The sequence below is a fragment of the Bradyrhizobium sp. C9 genome (assembly GCF_002532045.1).
Taxonomy (GTDB): domain Bacteria; phylum Pseudomonadota; class Alphaproteobacteria; order Rhizobiales; family Xanthobacteraceae; genus Bradyrhizobium.
On the sequence record NZ_NWTG01000002.1, the window covers coordinates 98,051 to 112,970 of the forward strand.

12 protein-coding genes and 1 tRNA gene are annotated in these 14,920 nt (G+C 65.0%); 5 read left to right on the top strand and 8 right to left on the bottom strand.

Annotated features, from left to right (window positions below):
* Window positions 1-17 precede the first annotated feature (17 nt).
* Window positions 18-800 (top strand): SDR family oxidoreductase, encoded by a 783-nt coding sequence (locus CO675_RS05365; protein WP_097671020.1) that lies wholly within the window; start codon window positions 18-20, stop codon window positions 798-800.
* Here the strand turns inward: CO675_RS05365 and CO675_RS05370 are convergent.
* Window positions 792-1,523, bottom strand: a complete 732-nt coding sequence (locus tag CO675_RS05370) for an aspartate/glutamate racemase family protein (protein WP_097671021.1) — start codon at window positions 1,521-1,523, stop codon at window positions 792-794. The genes CO675_RS05365 and CO675_RS05370 overlap by 9 nt on opposite strands.
* Before the next feature lie 73 nt (window positions 1,524-1,596).
* Window positions 1,597-2,277 (bottom strand): alpha/beta hydrolase family protein, encoded by a 681-nt coding sequence (locus tag CO675_RS05375; RefSeq protein WP_097671022.1) that lies wholly within the window; start codon window positions 2,275-2,277, stop codon window positions 1,597-1,599.
* A 260-nt stretch (window positions 2,278-2,537) separates the two neighbouring features.
* Here CO675_RS05375 and CO675_RS05380 point away from each other — a divergent pair, with 260 nt between their 5' ends.
* Complete coding sequence (locus CO675_RS05380) at window positions 2,538-4,373, top strand: c-type cytochrome (protein WP_097671023.1); 1,836 nt, start codon at window positions 2,538-2,540, stop codon at window positions 4,371-4,373.
* Between the two features lie 15 nt (window positions 4,374-4,388).
* Here CO675_RS05380 and CO675_RS05385 read toward each other — a convergent pair whose 3' ends face one another.
* From CO675_RS05385 to CO675_RS05395, 3 genes are all read right to left on the bottom strand, one after another.
* Window positions 4,389-5,858: an FAD-binding oxidoreductase gene (locus CO675_RS05385; protein ID WP_097671024.1), complete on the bottom strand. Its 1,470-nt coding sequence runs from the start codon at window positions 5,856-5,858 to the stop codon at window positions 4,389-4,391.
* 9 nt (window positions 5,859-5,867) lie between these two features.
* Entirely contained in the window at window positions 5,868-6,956 is a 1,089-nt protein-coding gene (locus tag CO675_RS05390; RefSeq protein WP_097671025.1) for an FAD-dependent oxidoreductase, read from the bottom strand.
* A gap of 196 nt (window positions 6,957-7,152) precedes the next feature.
* Window positions 7,153-8,697 (bottom strand): aspartate ammonia-lyase, encoded by a 1,545-nt coding sequence (locus CO675_RS05395; RefSeq protein WP_097671026.1) that lies wholly within the window; start codon window positions 8,695-8,697, stop codon window positions 7,153-7,155.
* A 341-nt stretch (window positions 8,698-9,038) separates the two neighbouring features.
* Between CO675_RS05395 and CO675_RS05400 the strand changes: the two genes are divergently transcribed.
* Window positions 9,039-9,731 carry a hypothetical protein gene (locus CO675_RS05400; protein WP_198964528.1) on the top strand — a complete coding sequence of 231 codons (693 nt, stop codon included), beginning with the start codon at window positions 9,039-9,041 and terminating at the stop codon, window positions 9,729-9,731.
* A gap of 234 nt (window positions 9,732-9,965) precedes the next feature.
* Here CO675_RS05400 and CO675_RS05405 read toward each other — a convergent pair whose 3' ends face one another.
* The 3 genes from CO675_RS05405 to CO675_RS05415 form a co-directional block, all read right to left on the bottom strand.
* Window positions 9,966-10,739: a tetratricopeptide repeat protein gene (locus CO675_RS05405; RefSeq protein ID WP_097671028.1), complete on the bottom strand. Its 774-nt coding sequence runs from the start codon at window positions 10,737-10,739 to the stop codon at window positions 9,966-9,968.
* A 280-nt stretch (window positions 10,740-11,019) separates the two neighbouring features.
* A tRNA-Arg gene (locus tag CO675_RS05410) sits at window positions 11,020-11,096 on the bottom strand.
* A gap of 95 nt (window positions 11,097-11,191) precedes the next feature.
* Window positions 11,192-12,697, bottom strand: coding sequence for a flavin-containing monooxygenase (locus CO675_RS05415; protein ID WP_097671029.1), 1,506 nt, complete (start codon window positions 12,695-12,697; stop codon window positions 11,192-11,194).
* Between the two features lie 84 nt (window positions 12,698-12,781).
* Here CO675_RS05415 and CO675_RS05420 point away from each other — a divergent pair, with 84 nt between their 5' ends.
* Both CO675_RS05420 and CO675_RS05425 read left to right on the top strand, forming a co-directional pair.
* On the top strand, window positions 12,782-13,432 hold the full coding sequence (locus tag CO675_RS05420; protein ID WP_097671030.1) for a TetR/AcrR family transcriptional regulator: 651 nt from the start codon (window positions 12,782-12,784) through the stop codon (window positions 13,430-13,432).
* Between the two features lie 223 nt (window positions 13,433-13,655).
* Entirely contained in the window at window positions 13,656-14,726 is a 1,071-nt protein-coding gene (locus CO675_RS05425) for a helix-turn-helix transcriptional regulator (protein ID WP_143278885.1), read from the top strand.
* Window positions 14,727-14,920: the final 194 nt, after the last annotated feature.

Sequence of the window (14,920 nt, forward strand, 5' to 3'; positions counted from 1 at the left end):
AGCGGGAACATCGAACCATGCAAGTCAAGAACAAGGTCTGCGTCGTCACCGGCGGCGCAAGCGGAATCGGTGAAGCGGTGGCGCGGGCCTATGCAGAGGCCGGCGCGCGCGGCGTCGTGGTCGCCGATCTCAAGACCTCGCGCGACCGGCTCGCCAGCGTCGCCGGCGACATCGACGGGCTCGCGGTCACCGCCGATGTCGGGCTCGAGGAGGACGTCAAGGCGCTGATCGCCGCGGCCGAGGACAAATATGGCCCGGTCGACGTGTTCTTCTCCAATGCCGGGCTGTCGCGCAAGGGACAGGAGGCAGCCTCCGATGCCGACTGGGACGTGAGCTGGCGGGTGCATGTGATGAGCCACGTGTTCGCGGCGCGCGCACTGGTGCCCGGCATGCTCGCGCGCGGCTCCGGGTATCTGCTTAACACCGCATCCGCCGCGGGGCTGCTGGCCTCGCTGAACTCGATGCCTTACGGCGTGACCAAGAATGCCGCGGTCGCGCTCGCAGAACATCTCGCCATCCAGTATGGCGATCGAGGCATTCGCGTCTCCGTGCTGTGCCCGCAATCGGTGCAGACCGGGATGACCACGCCGGGCCCGAGCGCGGCGCGCGTCGACGGCGTGCTGCAGCCCGGCGAAGTGGCGCGGATGGTGATCGAGGCGATGGCCGAGGAACGCTTCCTGATTCTCTCGCATCCCCAGGTGCAGGAATACATGCAGCGCAAAGCCACCAACCGCGAGCGCTGGCTGTCCGGCATGCGCCGTCTGCGCGATCGGATCTACGGCGGTGCGGCTTCAGGCTGACGGCGGCGCGAACTTCCCTAAGAGTCCGGAATAGGCCTTGGCCGCAGGCGAAGCATAGGCACCGCGGCGCGACGTCGTCAGCTTGAGGCCGGCGAGCGCTTCCGCCTGCTTCACGGCGGCTGCGACGCCGTCGACCACAGGCACGCCGAATTGTACCGACAGCTCGTGCGCGAGATCGGCCATGCCGGCGCAGCCGAGCACGATGGCCTCAGCGCCCTTCTCCAATGCGCGGGCGATCTCCGCCTCCAGCTTCGGCCTGGCGCCCGAGCCCGGCTTCTCGAGATCGAGCACCGCGACATCGCAGGCGGTGACCGTGGCGCGGTCGGCAAAGCCGTAGCGGCGGACCAGTTCCTCGAGCGGCACGATCGACCGCGGCAGCGTGGTGACGATGCCGATGCGCTTGGCGATCTGTCCGGCCGTGACCAGCGCCGCTTCGCAGATGCCGACCACCGGATAGCGCGCCGCCGACCGCGCGGCATCGAGCCCGGTGTCGTCGAAGCAGGCGACGATGCCGGCATCGGCGTCGGGTGTCTTCAGCAGCGCGTCGATCAGCCCGGGAACGGCAAACGCCTCGTCGTAGAAGCCCTCGATCGAGGCGGGTCCCATCGACGACGTGACGGCCATGATCTCGGTGCCATCAGCAGCAACCGCCCGGGCGGCGGTCGCGATCGTCGCGGTCATGGACGCGGTGGTGTTGGGATTGACGATCAGGATCTTGGTCATGGATGGAGATTAGTAGCCCGGATGCAGCAAAGCGCAATCCGGGACGGCGTCACAGGCGGAACGCCATGCCTGCTTACGAATGCTTCGCGACCCAGGCCGCGAAGCCATCGAGCACCTCGGCCATCACCTCGCTGTCGTTGCGGCCGGAGCGTTTGAGGACATGGAAGGAGTGATCCGCCTCCTGCACCAGATGCAGCGTCGCCCGCGCGCCGAGCCCCTTCACCACGGGCTCGAGCAGGTCGAGCTCGGCCAGCGCATCGCGCGTGCCCTGCAGGAACAGCAAGGGGACCTTGACCTCGGTGAGATGTTTGGCCCGCTCGCTCGACGGCTTGCCGGCGGGATGCAGGGGAAAGCCGAGGAACACCAGCCCGCGCACGCCTTCGAGCGGGGCTTTGGCCTGCGCCTGCGAGGTCATGCGTCCGCCGAACGATTTGCCGCCGGCGAACAGCGGCAGTTCGCCGCAACGCCGCGCGGCCTCCGCCACCGCGGCACGCACCGTCGCCTGCGCGACGGCGGGCGGATCGGGCCGCTTGCTGCCCTTCTCCATATAGGGAAACTGATAGCGCAAGGTCGCGATGCCGCGCTCGGCGAGGCCGACCGCAATCGTCTCCATCGAAGCATGGGTCATGCCGGCGCCGGCGCCATGCGCGAACACATAGGCCGCACGCGCCTGCGCCGGGCGCAGCAGCAGTGCGGACACCGAGGTGTCGCCCGAGGCCATGATCGACAGCGGTTGAGCGCCTGACGCGTTCAAGATGACATCTCGAAGAATTGTTGCTCCGTCATTCCTAGCTGCAGGCAGCCATGCGCGCAAATGCCGCCGAGGAGAACCCGCCGCAAGTGAACTGGCTCACATCCAACCAACGTTTCCCTTGCAACATTTCCGTTGTTAGACCGAGAGCCGCCACTGTAGGATGGCACAAAGCGTATCACACGCTTAACGCGAACCTGTTTCGGCGATTTTTAATATCTCATCAATATGACGCGCGGGTACCGCGAATTGGGGAATGGGGCATGCCTCGCAAGACGATCTTCTTCATCGGGCTGCTGATTGTCGCCGGCGTCCTCTACCTCAAGGACGATATCGAGACGGTCGTGAGCGGCTTCCGCGTCAAGGTCGTCGACTACCAGCCGCCGGCAAAGACCGTGTGGCTGGATCAGAACGTCAGCGCCGAACGGCTGCGCTGGTTCTACCACGCCGACCAGGGCACGCGGACTTTCGGCATTCCCCTCGAGTGGTTCATGGCGCTGGAACAGCCGACGGTCTGGCCGCTGCTCACTGCGGCACCGCGGCTCAGCGAGACCAATTATCTCAGCCGCTTCGGCTTTATTCCCGACACCGTGATTCCGGGTAGCCCCGATGCGCTGCCGATCGGCTTTGCGCGGGGTGGTCCGATGGCGGACGCCAACGGCGCACCGTGGCGCAACCCGCACAGCAAGGCCGATATGAACGGGGTCGGGCTGACCTGCTCCGCCTGCCATACCGGAAGCTTCAGCTATCGCGGCACCGAGGTCGTGATCGACGGCGGGCCCGCCAACACCAATCTGTTCGAGTTCCAGAAGAGCGTCGGCGTCTCGCTGCTGCTGACCCGGTTCTGGCCGGGCCGCTTCGCGCGCTTCGCCGACGAGATCCTCGGCAAGGATGCCGGCCTCGACGAGCGCATGGCGCTGCGCGGCCAGCTCGATCTCGTGCTGAAGCAATACGCCAACATCAATGCATTGGAGACCAAGGTCGCCGCCAACAGCGTCGAGGAAGGCTATGCGCGGCTCGACGCGCTGAACCGGATCGGCAACCAGGTGTTCTCGATCGACCTGAACAATCCGAACAACTACGCCGCACATTCGGCACCGGTGCATTTCCCGCGGATCTGGAACGCGCCGTGGTTCAGCTGGGTGCAGTATGACGGCTCGATCATGCAGCCGATGGTGCGCAATGCCGGTGAAGCGCTCGGCGTCAGCGCCGAACTCAATCTGCTCGACGAGTCCAGGGGCCTGTTCAAATCGAGCGCGCGGATCGACGTGCTGCACGAGATGGAGCGGATGATCGCCGGCGAGCCGCCCAGCGAGGACAAGGGCTTTGGCGGCCTGGCCTCGCCGAAATGGCCGGAGAATATCCTGGGGCAGATCAACATGGATCTCGCGAAGAAGGGCGGCGAGCTCTACAAGACGCACTGCCAGGGCTGCCATGGCCCGGCGATCGACAGCAAGGCGCTGCCCGCCAGCGAAGCCTTTGCGCTGTTCAAGGACAAGAAGCGCTGGATCAAGAACGACGCCGGCCAGCCGCTGCTCGACGTCGAGATGATTCCGATCAGCCATATCGGCACCGACAGCGCGCAGGCCGAAGGCCTCGCACACCGCACGGTCGAGACGCCGGCCAATCTGAACATCAAGGACGGCGGTTTCGGCCCCGCGCTCGGCGAACTGGTCGAGAAGACCGTCGACTATTGGTACGACCAGAACAAGACCCCGCCGGAGGACCGCAAGCGCATCAACGGCTACCGGCCGAACGAGATCCAGGCGCCGCTCGCCTACAAGGTCCGGCCGCTCAACGGCATCTGGGCGACCCCGCCCTATCTGCACAACGGCTCGGTGCCGTCCATCTACGCGCTGTTGTCGCCGGTGAAGGATCGTCCCGCGACCTTCTATCTCGGCAACCGGGAGTATGATCCCAAGGATCTCGGCTATGTCTGGAAGGACAACATCAAGAACGCCTTCGTGCTCGACACCGCCAAGCGCGGCAACAGCAATTCCGGACACGAATTCTCGAACGAGAAGCGCCTCGGCGTGATCGGCCCGGAGCTGAAGGAAGACGAGCGCCGCGCCCTGATCGAGTTCATCAAGACGCTGTGAGCTTCGGCCTGCTCCTCATGCCGTCGGCACGCCGAGCGGCACGCTCTGGGCGTGGTGGAACAGATCGTCGGGATCATATTGCTGCTTCACCGCGACCAGGCGGGCGAGGTTGTCGCCCCAATAGGCTGACGCATAGTCGTCGAGGTCGAGATCGCAATAATTGACGTAGGACGCGCCCGGCATGAAAGGACGCATCGCCGCATAGACCCTTGCGACGTCAGCGAGATGCGCCGCGGTGTCCGCGGATCGGCTCCAGCTCGAGAAATACTGGATACAGTACTGCGTGCCGGCGCGGCGCGGGAATGCAGTGGCGTCGGCGGCAGCATCGGCGATCCGACCGCCATAGGAATCGCAGAGCAGCACGATGCCGCCCGGCGCGATCGGCGCGACCGCCGTCATCATGGCTTCGATGCCGTCGGAGGCGAGCGGCGTCAGCACATAGTCCGACTTCGCCTTCATCAGCACCGACTCGTAGGCGAGCGGTCCGGCAAAGTGCTTGACCGCATCGAGGAAGGCGAGCGATTGCACCGACAGCGCCGATGACGGCGGTCGCACCGCCGTCAATCGCCGGAGTTCGCTGCGCAGTTCGCTCTCGCTGCCGACCGACTGGCCAATGCAGCGCATCGTGATCAAGCCCTGGCCGGCCGGGCCGACCTTCATGATCGAGGTGATGTTCGACGGCGCACTCGGCGCCCAGTCCTGCCAGGCGGCGAATAATTGCGCGGCGTCGGCCTGCGACAGCTTCCAGGAGACACCGAACACCCACACCGTCTTCAAGGGAAACACCTCGATCTTGAACTCGGTCGCGATGCCGAAACTGCCACCGCCGCCGCCGCGGCAGGCCCACCAGAGGTCCGGCTCCGATGTCGCATTGGCCTGCAGCACACGCGCCTGGGCGTCGACGACATTCGCCTGCAGCAGGCCGTCGCAGGTCAGTCCATGCGAGCGCGCGAGCAGGCCGTGGCCGCCGCCGGTGAGATGGCCGGAGATGCCGACGGTTGGGCAACTGCCTGCCTGCAGCGCGAGGCCCTGGGCGGCCAACGCGGAATAAAGCGCGTAAAGCGATGCGCCGGAGCCCGCCGTGACGAGGTTCGAGGCCTTGTCGACCACAATCTGCTGCAATCCGCGCACGTCGATCGCAACCCCGGACGATTGCGACAGGCCTTCATAGGAATGTCCGCCGCAGCGAACTGCGAAGCTCAATCCGTTGCTGCGCACCCAGTCGACCATCACGGCAACCGCGTGCTCGGTCTTGCAAACCGCACGCAGCGCCGGCGCCAATTGCTTGCGCTTGCTCGCGGCGGGCAGGTAATCCGCATAGTGCGCGTCCTGCGGCCGCAGGAACTGAACGTCGGTCGCCGGCAGGTTCGGCAATGGCGGCAACGGTACCACGGCCTCCGCCGACGGCGCGGCGATCTCGGCGTCGGCGGCGGCAACCGGCGCATCGGAGGGCAAGAACTCGCCGATGCGAAGCGGATGTTCCATGGCAAGCCCTCAGACCTCGGGAATTGCCGGGTTGACGATCGGCGCGTGGACGGGGTTGTGGATATGGATGTCGGGCAGCGGCCTCGCCGGTGCCTTGCCGAACAGCGAGGCGATGTGATCGACGAGGCCCTGGCACACCGCCTTGTCCGGGGTCTCGTTGTTGACGCCGGGCTCGAAGGTGCCGCCGATCACGACATGATCGCTGCGCGGGAACAAGTAGCCGTTCTGGCCGTAGAGATATTGCAGCGCCGGCTGCGGCCGCAGCAGCGCAAGCTGTCCCTTGATCGGCATCATTTTGGTGTCGCTCCACAGCGTCATCGATCCGAGCCCGGTGCAGTTGACGATGATCGGCTGCGGCACGCTGGCCAGGATATCCGAACGGTTGACGAACCGCTTCGAAACGAAGCTGACGCCGCGCTGGTCGAGATCGGCCTTCAGCCTGGCGAGCAGGACCGGCGGCTCAATCAGCAGGGTCTGGTAGACGAAGCCGGGCTTGGTGTGGTGCGCGAACGGCATGCGCTGCAGCGGCTGCCGCGGCGGGATCAGGCCCGGCGCGAGTTGCAGCACGATGTCGAGATTGTGCGCGCGCGTCGCGGTGTAGTTCGGCCGCTCGAACACGCCGAACCCCTGCCCGATCCGATCCTTGAACGCACGATAAGCGCTCTTGACGATGTCGGTGAGCTCGCGCTCCTTGCCGGCGAATTCCACCACCGAGACGGCCCACTGGCCGCCGGCTTTGGCGGAGGTGGTCTCGAGCGGCGCGCGATCGGAATAGACCGTGACCTTGAGCCCGAGATCGAGCAGCAATGTCGCGGCGGTCAGACCCATCACGCCGGCGCCGAGCACGGCGGCTTCGGTGACCCCACGGCTTGCGGCCAGATGATCCCTGACGATGTCACGGACCTTCGCGGCGCAGCCGAAACTCAGCGTGATGCCGGCGCCGCCATGGCCGTAATTGTGCACGATGAAGCTTTGCGCGATGGTTTCGGCATCGAGCCGGTACGATCCGTTGCGATAAGGCCGCACGCCGGCAATGCAGGCGCCGGGCTGATCGGGATCGAAGGCGAAATCTGGCGTCGGCAGGTTGGGCGTGGCCATGGCAAACCTCGCAATCCCTATGCCGCGAGCGCGGTAAATCGATTATCTAAAGTTGCCTCATCGTATCATACATCTCCAATGGACGTGTGACCGGCTTCACAAAGCGCCATCACGGACGCGCCGGCATGCGGCCGGCAGGTCCGTCCTGCGAAGATCAAAATGGATGTTCGTCGAGCGGGATCCGTAGCGCCTGCGCTCAACTTTCCTTCAACTTCGGCACCGGCTGACGACGCGCCGGGCGGGTCATGGCTTCGAGCTCGAGCAGCTGGTTGAGCTGCTCCTCGGTCAGCAGCTTCTCCTCCAGCACGATGTCGGCGACCGAGCGGTTCTCCTTCAGCGCGCGGCGCGCCACGCGCGATGAGGCCTCATAGCCGAGCGCCGGCGCCAGCGCCGTGATCAGGCCGATCGACCCCTGCACCAGGCTGCGGCAACGCTCGCGGTCGGCCTCGATGCCGTCGACGCAGCGCTTGGTCAGCGTATCGATCGCAGCCGTCAGCATGCGCAGCGAGCTCAGCACGCAATAGCCGATGGTCGGCTCGAAGGCATTGAGCTGGAGCTGGCCGCCTTCGGCGCACATCGTCACCGTGAGATCGTGCCCGATCACGAGGAAGGCGACCTGGTTGACCACCTCCGGAATCACCGGATTGACCTTGCCGGGCATGATCGACGAGCCGGCCTGCACCGCAGGCAGCCTGATCTCGCCGATGCCGGTACGCGGCCCCGACGACAGCAGGCGGAGGTCGTTGCAGATCTTCGATACCTTGACCGCGACGCGCTTCAGCACGCCGGAGAACAGCACGAAGGCGCCGAGGTCGGAGGTCGCCTCGATCAGGTTCGAAGCGAGCACCATGGGTTGGCCGGACAGCCGCGACAGCTCCTCGACCGCAAGGGCCGCATAGCGCGGATCGGCATTGATGCCGGTCCCGATCGCGGTGGCGCCGAGATTGACTTCGCGGAACAGGCTCGAAATCTCGTTCAATCGTGCGACGTCTTCCTTCACGGTGGCGTGGAAGGCGTCGAACTCCTGGCCGAGTGTCATCGGCACCGCATCCTGCAGCTGGGTGCGCCCCATTTTCAGGACATCGGCAAACTCCACCGCCTTGCCCTTGAAGGCATAGGCAAGGTCATCGAGCGCGCGCACCAGCGGCTGGGTGGCAAAGATCACCGCGAGCCGCAGCGCGGTCGGATAGGCGTCGTTGGTCGACTGCGCCATGTTGACGTCGTCGTTCGGATGCAGCGTGTGATAGTCGCCGGGCTTCTTGCCCATCAGCTTGAGCGCGACGTTGGCGATCACCTCGTTGGCGTTCATGTTGGTCGAGGTCCCGGCGCCGCCCTGGATCGCATCGACGACGAAGGACTCGGCATAGACCTTGTCGGTCGCGACCTGGATGCAGGCCCTGTCGATCGCATCGGCCTTTTCCGGCGCGAGATAGCCGAGGCGCTTGTTGGCGCGGGCGGCGGCCTGCTTCACCAGCGCCAGCGCGCGGACGAATTCCGGGAAATGCCCGACCGGCACGCCGGTGATCGGAAAGTTCACCACCGCGCGCTTGGTGTGGATGCCCCACAGCGCGTTGGCCGGCACATCGTCCTCGCCGAGCAGATCGTGCTCGGTGCGAGACTGCGCCTGCTCGATCGGTACGGTGCGGACGGTCGCGATCGCGAGTTGGCTGACACCGCCGCCGTCGCCGGAGGCTGGCGCGACGCCTGCAATGTTGGCGGTCTCAATCTTCGATTCGGCCATCGGTCCCTCCGTTACCTGCTGCAAATCTCGTCGTCAGCGACGCCGGCATGATGCGCCCGACAGGCATCGAAAGCCAATGCCTATCGGCAAAGTCTTGCACACCGGCGAACGGAACGACGCATCAAAACGGGATCAGGCGGCGCGCGACACGCGAAATTGAGGGGTTACCTTATCCGTCATGATAACAACAACTTATAGCTCGATGCCGCAGCTCGCCCAGCGCGCGATGCGGCTGCTTTCTCCGCCCCGTCATCGCGTGCTAGATCAGCATCGACTGGCGCAAGGGCGCTGCCGACACTGAACGAACCGAGGACCAAACCGTGTCCAACAACAACGAAGCGATGACCATCAAATTCCGTTGCCCAGCGGAGCTCGAGGGCAAGATTCCAGCGCCGGTGCCCGCGTCATTGGGCCTTCCCGGATGGCTCAAGGCGATGCCGACGCAAGCATTCAATGCGATGAGCAATCGCGAGGAGGATACCGTCAAGCGCTGCCCGCCATTCGTCGATGCGATGACATCGGGTTTCCTGATGCCGCTGGTCTGCGATCTCAAGATCGAGAATGGCGAGATCACATGGGACAACGACCTTCCGTCCGGCGGCGTGCTCGAATTCCCGCGCTCGCCGGTTGGATTCCACGACGAAAGCCAGGTGATCGGCTCGCCGCTGTTCGAGCAGGACCGCTTCCTCATCAAGTTCGTCAATCTGTGGACCATCGAGGCGCCAGCGGGCTACTCGCTGTTCTTCACGCACCCGGTCAACCGGTTCGACCTGCCGTTCACCACGCTGACCGGCATGGTCGATTGCGATCAGTTTCACGACAGCTGGATTCATTTCCCGGCGCGCTGGCACGACACCAATTTCAACGGCGTACTGCCCAAGGGCACGCCGGTTGCGCAATGCTTCCCGGTGAAGCGCGAGAACTGGGCCGCGCAGACCTCTCCGATGACGCCGGATGAAACATCACGCGCGCAGGAACTGTCCAACAGGATGGCCCGCGAGCCCGGACTCTATCGCCGCCAGTTTCGAACGTAGAGTGGAGCGTACGAGACGCGTTGCGGCGCGCCTCCTTCCACTCGTCGTCCCTGCGAAAGCAGGGACCCATACTCCGCGGCCCGAATTATGAACGGGACTCGTCGTTCCGCGATCGCACAACAACAACTAGCCGTGGTTATGGGTTCCTGCTTTCGCAGGGACGACACCGAGTATGTTGCGCCGCTTGTGAGTCATGCACCCGCATTTTCGCAACATGATTTGCCCGAGCTTTGCCTAGCTCAGAAACTTCGCAGCCGCGCTGGGACGGAAGAAGAAGCGGCCGTGCGATGCCATTGCCAGCGCGGACGTGGTGCGGCCGAGCATTTGCGGCCGGCCGCGCAACGCCAGACGCAGATTGGCTTCGCCGGCGGCGCGGTCGCCCATTTCCAGAAGACAGGCGGAGAAGCTGGTCCGCGTCAGGGGATCGTCGGGGCGCTGCGCCAGCACCTGACGATAGAGATCCGCCGCCGCCGCGTATTCGCCGTCGAGCAGCAGCACGCGCGCGAGCGCGGCCAGAATATCGGGATGGCCCGGCGCCGCGGTGCGCAGCTTCTCCAGAATCTCGCGCGCGCGGCCGCGCTCATTGCGATGGGGCAGGATCTGCGCGAGCAGGAGCTGCAGCTTGACGCTACCGGGCGCGAAAACCAGCGCGCTCTCAATGACGGTAACCGCCTCGTCGAAGCGGCCGGCCGCGGCCAATTGCCCGGCCAGCTCCTGAAATGCGGGAAGGAACGGCGGCCGTCGCGCGGCGGTTCGCCGCAACACATCGATCGCCTCGCTGCGACGACCGGCGCCGGCGAGCGCCGCGCCGAGCAGGGTCTCGAGGCCGGGATCCTCGACGCGGCGCGTGGCGCGTTCGAGTGGCGCGATCGCCTCCTCATTGCGCCTCTGGGCCATCAGCGCTCGCGCCAGGATCGCGGCCGCGCCGACATCCGTCCGGTTTGCCTTCAACACCTCCGCTGCGAGCCGCTCGGCCTCGACGACCTGCCCCATCTGCAACGCGACCATGGCGCGGTGCAGAGCCGGGGATGGGCTTGGCCCGCGATGGGAGGGAGGCGGAGGTTTCGGCATGCGGCCCGTCGTGAGATGATCTGGTCAGCCGTTATCACTGCCGCCGACAGAGCTCCAGCGAAAGTCGCAGCCTGACAGCACACGCTTGCGACATTGCAGTGCTGCGCCGACCGCAACTGCGCTGCCATGGTCCGCAATCCCGGAATCAGCTGCTGATTGGCGCAAGGAAGCTCCGAACATGCAGGATGCCGATCTGCGGAGCGGGCCAGGCGGAAAATGGCGATCCCGGGAAGACTCGAACTTCCGACCTACGGTTTAGGAAACCGTCGCTCTATCCGGCTGAGCTACGGGACCGCACCGCCCGCAAGCCGAAGCATGCGGGCGCTGCCCTCCCATAGCAGAGGTGCCGAATGATCGCCAGCCCGCGCCACGGCGGGGCGCGTGTCGCGTTACGCCACCTGCCGGGCGGGATTCGCGTTGGCATTCGCCGCGCCGGCCCGGTGCGCCGGCAGAAACTCGATCGCCTCATCCTTCAGCGAGCCGAAACGCAGTGTCATGATATCGAGCGCATAATTCTGGTAGAGCCGCCACGGCCGGCGCGAGCCCTGTTTGGGGAACCTGGCGGCGGCGCGCTGGATATAGCCCGAGGAGAATTGCACCCAGGGCAGTTCGGTCACGGTCGGATCGTTCCGCCGCGGCGTGACTTGCGCGTAGCCGTTCGCCTTCATGTGGTTGAGCATCCGGCAGACATATTCGCAGGTCAGGTCGCATTTCAGCGTCCAGGATGCGTTGGTGTAGCCGAACGCCGCGGCGAGGTTCGGTACGCCCGAATACATCAGCCCCTTGTAGTTCATGGTCTTCGACAGATCGACCGGCGCGCCGTCGACCTTGATCTCGAGCCCGCCGAGCACCTGCAGATCGAGCCCGGTCGCGGTCACCACGACGTCGGCGTCGAGCACGTTGCCGCTCTTGAGCTTGATGCCCCCACGCGTGAAGGTTTCGATCTGGTCGGTGACGACGGACGATCCGCCGCTGCGCAGCGATTGAAACAGATCGCCGTTCGGCACCAGGCAAAGCCGCTGGTCCCACGGATTGTAGCTCGGCGTGAAATGCGTGGCGACGTCGTAGTCGGGGCCGAGCGCATGGCGCACGCCGCCGAGGATCAGCTTCTTCACGCGCTCCGGATCGCGCTTGCAGAGCCGGTAGAAATACATGCCGAACAGCACGTTCTTCCAGCGCGTCAGGCCGTAAGCGAGTTTGGCCGGCAGCCGCGCGCGCAGCCAATTGGCGACCTTGTCCTCGTCGGGCCGCGCCACGACATAGGTCGGCGAACGCTGCAGCATCGTGACATGGGCGGCGGTCTTGGCCATTTCCGGCACCAGCGTCACCGCGGTCGCGCCGCTGCCGATCACCACCACCTTCTTGCCGGCATAGTCGATGTCGTCGGTCCATTGCTGCGGATGGACGACGCGGCCGGCGAAATCGGCGATGCCGGGGAAGTCCGGCGTGTAGCCGTGCTCATATTTGTAGTAGCCGCTGCACATGAACAGGAAGTTGCAGGTGAGACGCTCGATCGCCTGCTCCGGCCCGCGCTCGACCTCGACGGTCCATTGCGAGTCGGCCGACGACCAGTCGGCGCGCACGACGCGGTGGTTGAAGCGGATCTTCTTGTCGATGCCGTACATGCGCGCGGTCTCGCGCACATAATTCAGGATCGACGGACCGTCGGCGATCGCCTTCGGCTCGGTCCAGGGCCGGAACGAATAGCCCAGCGTGTACATGTCGGAGTCGGAGCGGATGCCGGGATAGCGGAACAGGTCCCAGGTCCCGCCGATGCAATCGCGGCCTTCGAGAATGGCGTAGCTGCGATCCGGGCAATTGGTCTGCAGATGATAGCCGGCACCGATGCCCGACAGCCCGGCACCCACGATCAACACGTCGAAATGAGCAGACATGCCCTGACCTCCCGTGGCAGAATTGACAATTCGTATTGTCAGATAACTTGACATCTGACAATGGCTCGTGTCAATACACTTTTCATGGCAAGCAGCCGGAAAGCCCGCCTCTATGGCGGTATGGACGCCGAGGAACGCCGCGCCGAGCGGCGGCTGAAGCTGATCAATGCTGCGATCGAGGTCTATGGCGAGGTCGGCTATCGGGTCGCCACCGTGAAGGCGATCTGCGAGGCGGCCGAGCTCACCGAACGCTATTTCTACGAATCCTTTGCCAACAGCGAAGCCCTGCTGATCGCGGCCTACAACCATGTCGTCGGCCACCTCCACGAGGAGATGACGGCTGCCGCCGCGGCCGCCGGCAACGATGCCGAAATGAGGCTGCGCGCCGCGCTGACACTGTATTTCACGCGGCTGAAGGAGCATCCGAAGCCCGCGCGGGTCTTCCTGCTGGAGATTTCCGGCATCAGTCCGGCGGTCGATGCGGTCAAGCTCGACGCCCTGCGCGTCTTCAGCGACATCCTGGTGCCGCCGACATCAGATCCCAAGCACGGCGACAAAGCCGCGGCTGCCACGCTGCTCTCGATCGGCATGGTCGGCGCAGTCATCTCGATCGCGCTGCGCTGGGTCTCGAAGCAGTATCCGCAAGCCATCGAGGACGTCGTCGCGATCGCCGCCAGCTTCTGCCGCGTGGCGCTGACCGAGGCCGATCGCCGCCGGGATCTGCATTTGCTGTAGCGGCGGGCCCGCGCCACTCGCCGATTTTCGATCATGTTTCGCCAAGGTTTGCAGGCCCGGCCCTCGGCCGCACCGCTGATTTAACTTGCATATCTGGGGCTCAAGGCCTTTTTATGCACGGTACCGGGCGCAATCAGGCTCGACCTGTTTCGTCTTGTGAAACAAACAAAAACCTGCATCAGGCGGAGCTGAGCCTTTGGTCGACGTGCACAGGCTGGACGATGTGACCGCGCGCCTTGGCGACGTGGTGCTCGATCCCGCGACCTGGCCGTCCTTCATGGACGAGGTCTGCGCGGCCGTCGGCGCGACCGGGGCTGCGATGCTTCAGAGCGATATCCGCACCGAAGACATTCCGCGCACGCAATCGATCACCGACTATTTCACCAAGACCTACTTCCCGCAGAATTTTCACCTCACCGACATTCGCGCGGCACGCGGCGTGCCGTTGATGCTCGCCGGCACCAACGTCATCACCGACGCCGACCTGTTCGGCGGCGAAACCGAGATGCTGCGCGATCCACTCTACGCCACGCTTGGACAGTTCGGGCTGAAGTGGTTCGCCGGGATCGGCTTCCGCGCTGGCCCGGCATTGTGGGCACTGAGCATCCAGCGCTCGCCGAAGGAAGGCATGTTCGACGCCGACGAGGTCAAGGCGCTCTCGAGAATATCGGGACGGCTGACCGAAGCCGCGACGCTGTCCACCGTCGTCGGCCGCTCCGCGATCTCGGGCATCACAAGCGCGCTCGACCTGATCCAGGTCGCGGCGATTGCCGTCGGCCGCTTCGGCGCCATCATCGGCATGAACGGCCAGGCGGAACGTTGCCTCGGCCATGACCTCGCGATCCGCAACAACCGCCTCACCCTGCTCGACCGGCAGGCCAACGCCGACCTGACCAGGCTGATCGATCTGCTGGCCCACAGCTCGGACCTGCATCCGCTTCCGACATCGCCGATCGTGGTGCGCAGGATCGACAAGCGGCCGATCGTGATCCAGATGCAGCCGGTGCCTCCCGCCGCGCGCTCGCCGTTCCTGGGCGCGCGCGCGATCCTGTTGATCCGCGATCTCGAGGGCAACGCCGCCTTCGATCAGGCCCTGCTGGCGGCGGCGTTCGAGCTGACGCCGGCGCAGGCGCGCCTCGCCACGCGACTTGCGCGCGGCGATTCGGTCGAGGCGGCTGCGCAGGAAGCCGGCATTGCTCTTGCGACCGCGCGCAATCAGCTGAAGACGATCTTCCAGAAGACCGGCACGCATCGGCAGGCGGAACTCGTCGCATTGCTGCACAGGGTGAAATGAACGATTCAAGACGAATTGTTCCAATTTCCGGTGCGGCAGTACGGCTAGAATTCTTGAAATATTGCAATCGCGTACAGCGATTATTTGATCGCTCCAAACGGCCGATCTGCGACTTAAATGATCAGGGAAATCGCCCGGTTCCAGGTGACAAGCGTCACTAAAATGGCGACAATCTGCTCACTCTGTGTCGTTCG

Excerpts from the sequence above, each read along its gene's own strand:
- CO675_RS05365 (WP_097671020.1), top strand. The coding sequence starts at position 18 with ATGCAAGTCAAGAACAAGGTCTGCGTCGTCACCGGCGGCGCAAGCGGA.
- CO675_RS05370 (WP_097671021.1), bottom strand. The coding sequence starts at position 1,523 with ATGACCAAGATCCTGATCGTCAATCCCAACACCACCGCGTCCATGACC.
- CO675_RS05380 (WP_097671023.1), top strand. The coding sequence starts at position 2,538 with ATGCCTCGCAAGACGATCTTCTTCATCGGGCTGCTGATTGTCGCCGGC.
- CO675_RS05385 (WP_097671024.1), bottom strand. The coding sequence starts at position 5,858 with ATGGAACATCCGCTTCGCATCGGCGAGTTCTTGCCCTCCGATGCGCCG.
- CO675_RS05390 (WP_097671025.1), bottom strand. The coding sequence starts at position 6,956 with ATGGCCACGCCCAACCTGCCGACGCCAGATTTCGCCTTCGATCCCGAT.
- CO675_RS05395 (WP_097671026.1), bottom strand. The coding sequence starts at position 8,697 with ATGGCCGAATCGAAGATTGAGACCGCCAACATTGCAGGCGTCGCGCCA.
- CO675_RS05400 (WP_198964528.1), top strand. The coding sequence starts at position 9,039 with ATGACCATCAAATTCCGTTGCCCAGCGGAGCTCGAGGGCAAGATTCCA.
- CO675_RS05405 (WP_097671028.1), bottom strand. The coding sequence starts at position 10,739 with ATGGTCGCGTTGCAGATGGGGCAGGTCGTCGAGGCCGAGCGGCTCGCA.
- CO675_RS05415 (WP_097671029.1), bottom strand. The coding sequence starts at position 12,697 with ATGTCTGCTCATTTCGACGTGTTGATCGTGGGTGCCGGGCTGTCGGGC.
- CO675_RS05420 (WP_097671030.1), top strand. The coding sequence starts at position 12,782 with ATGGCAAGCAGCCGGAAAGCCCGCCTCTATGGCGGTATGGACGCCGAG.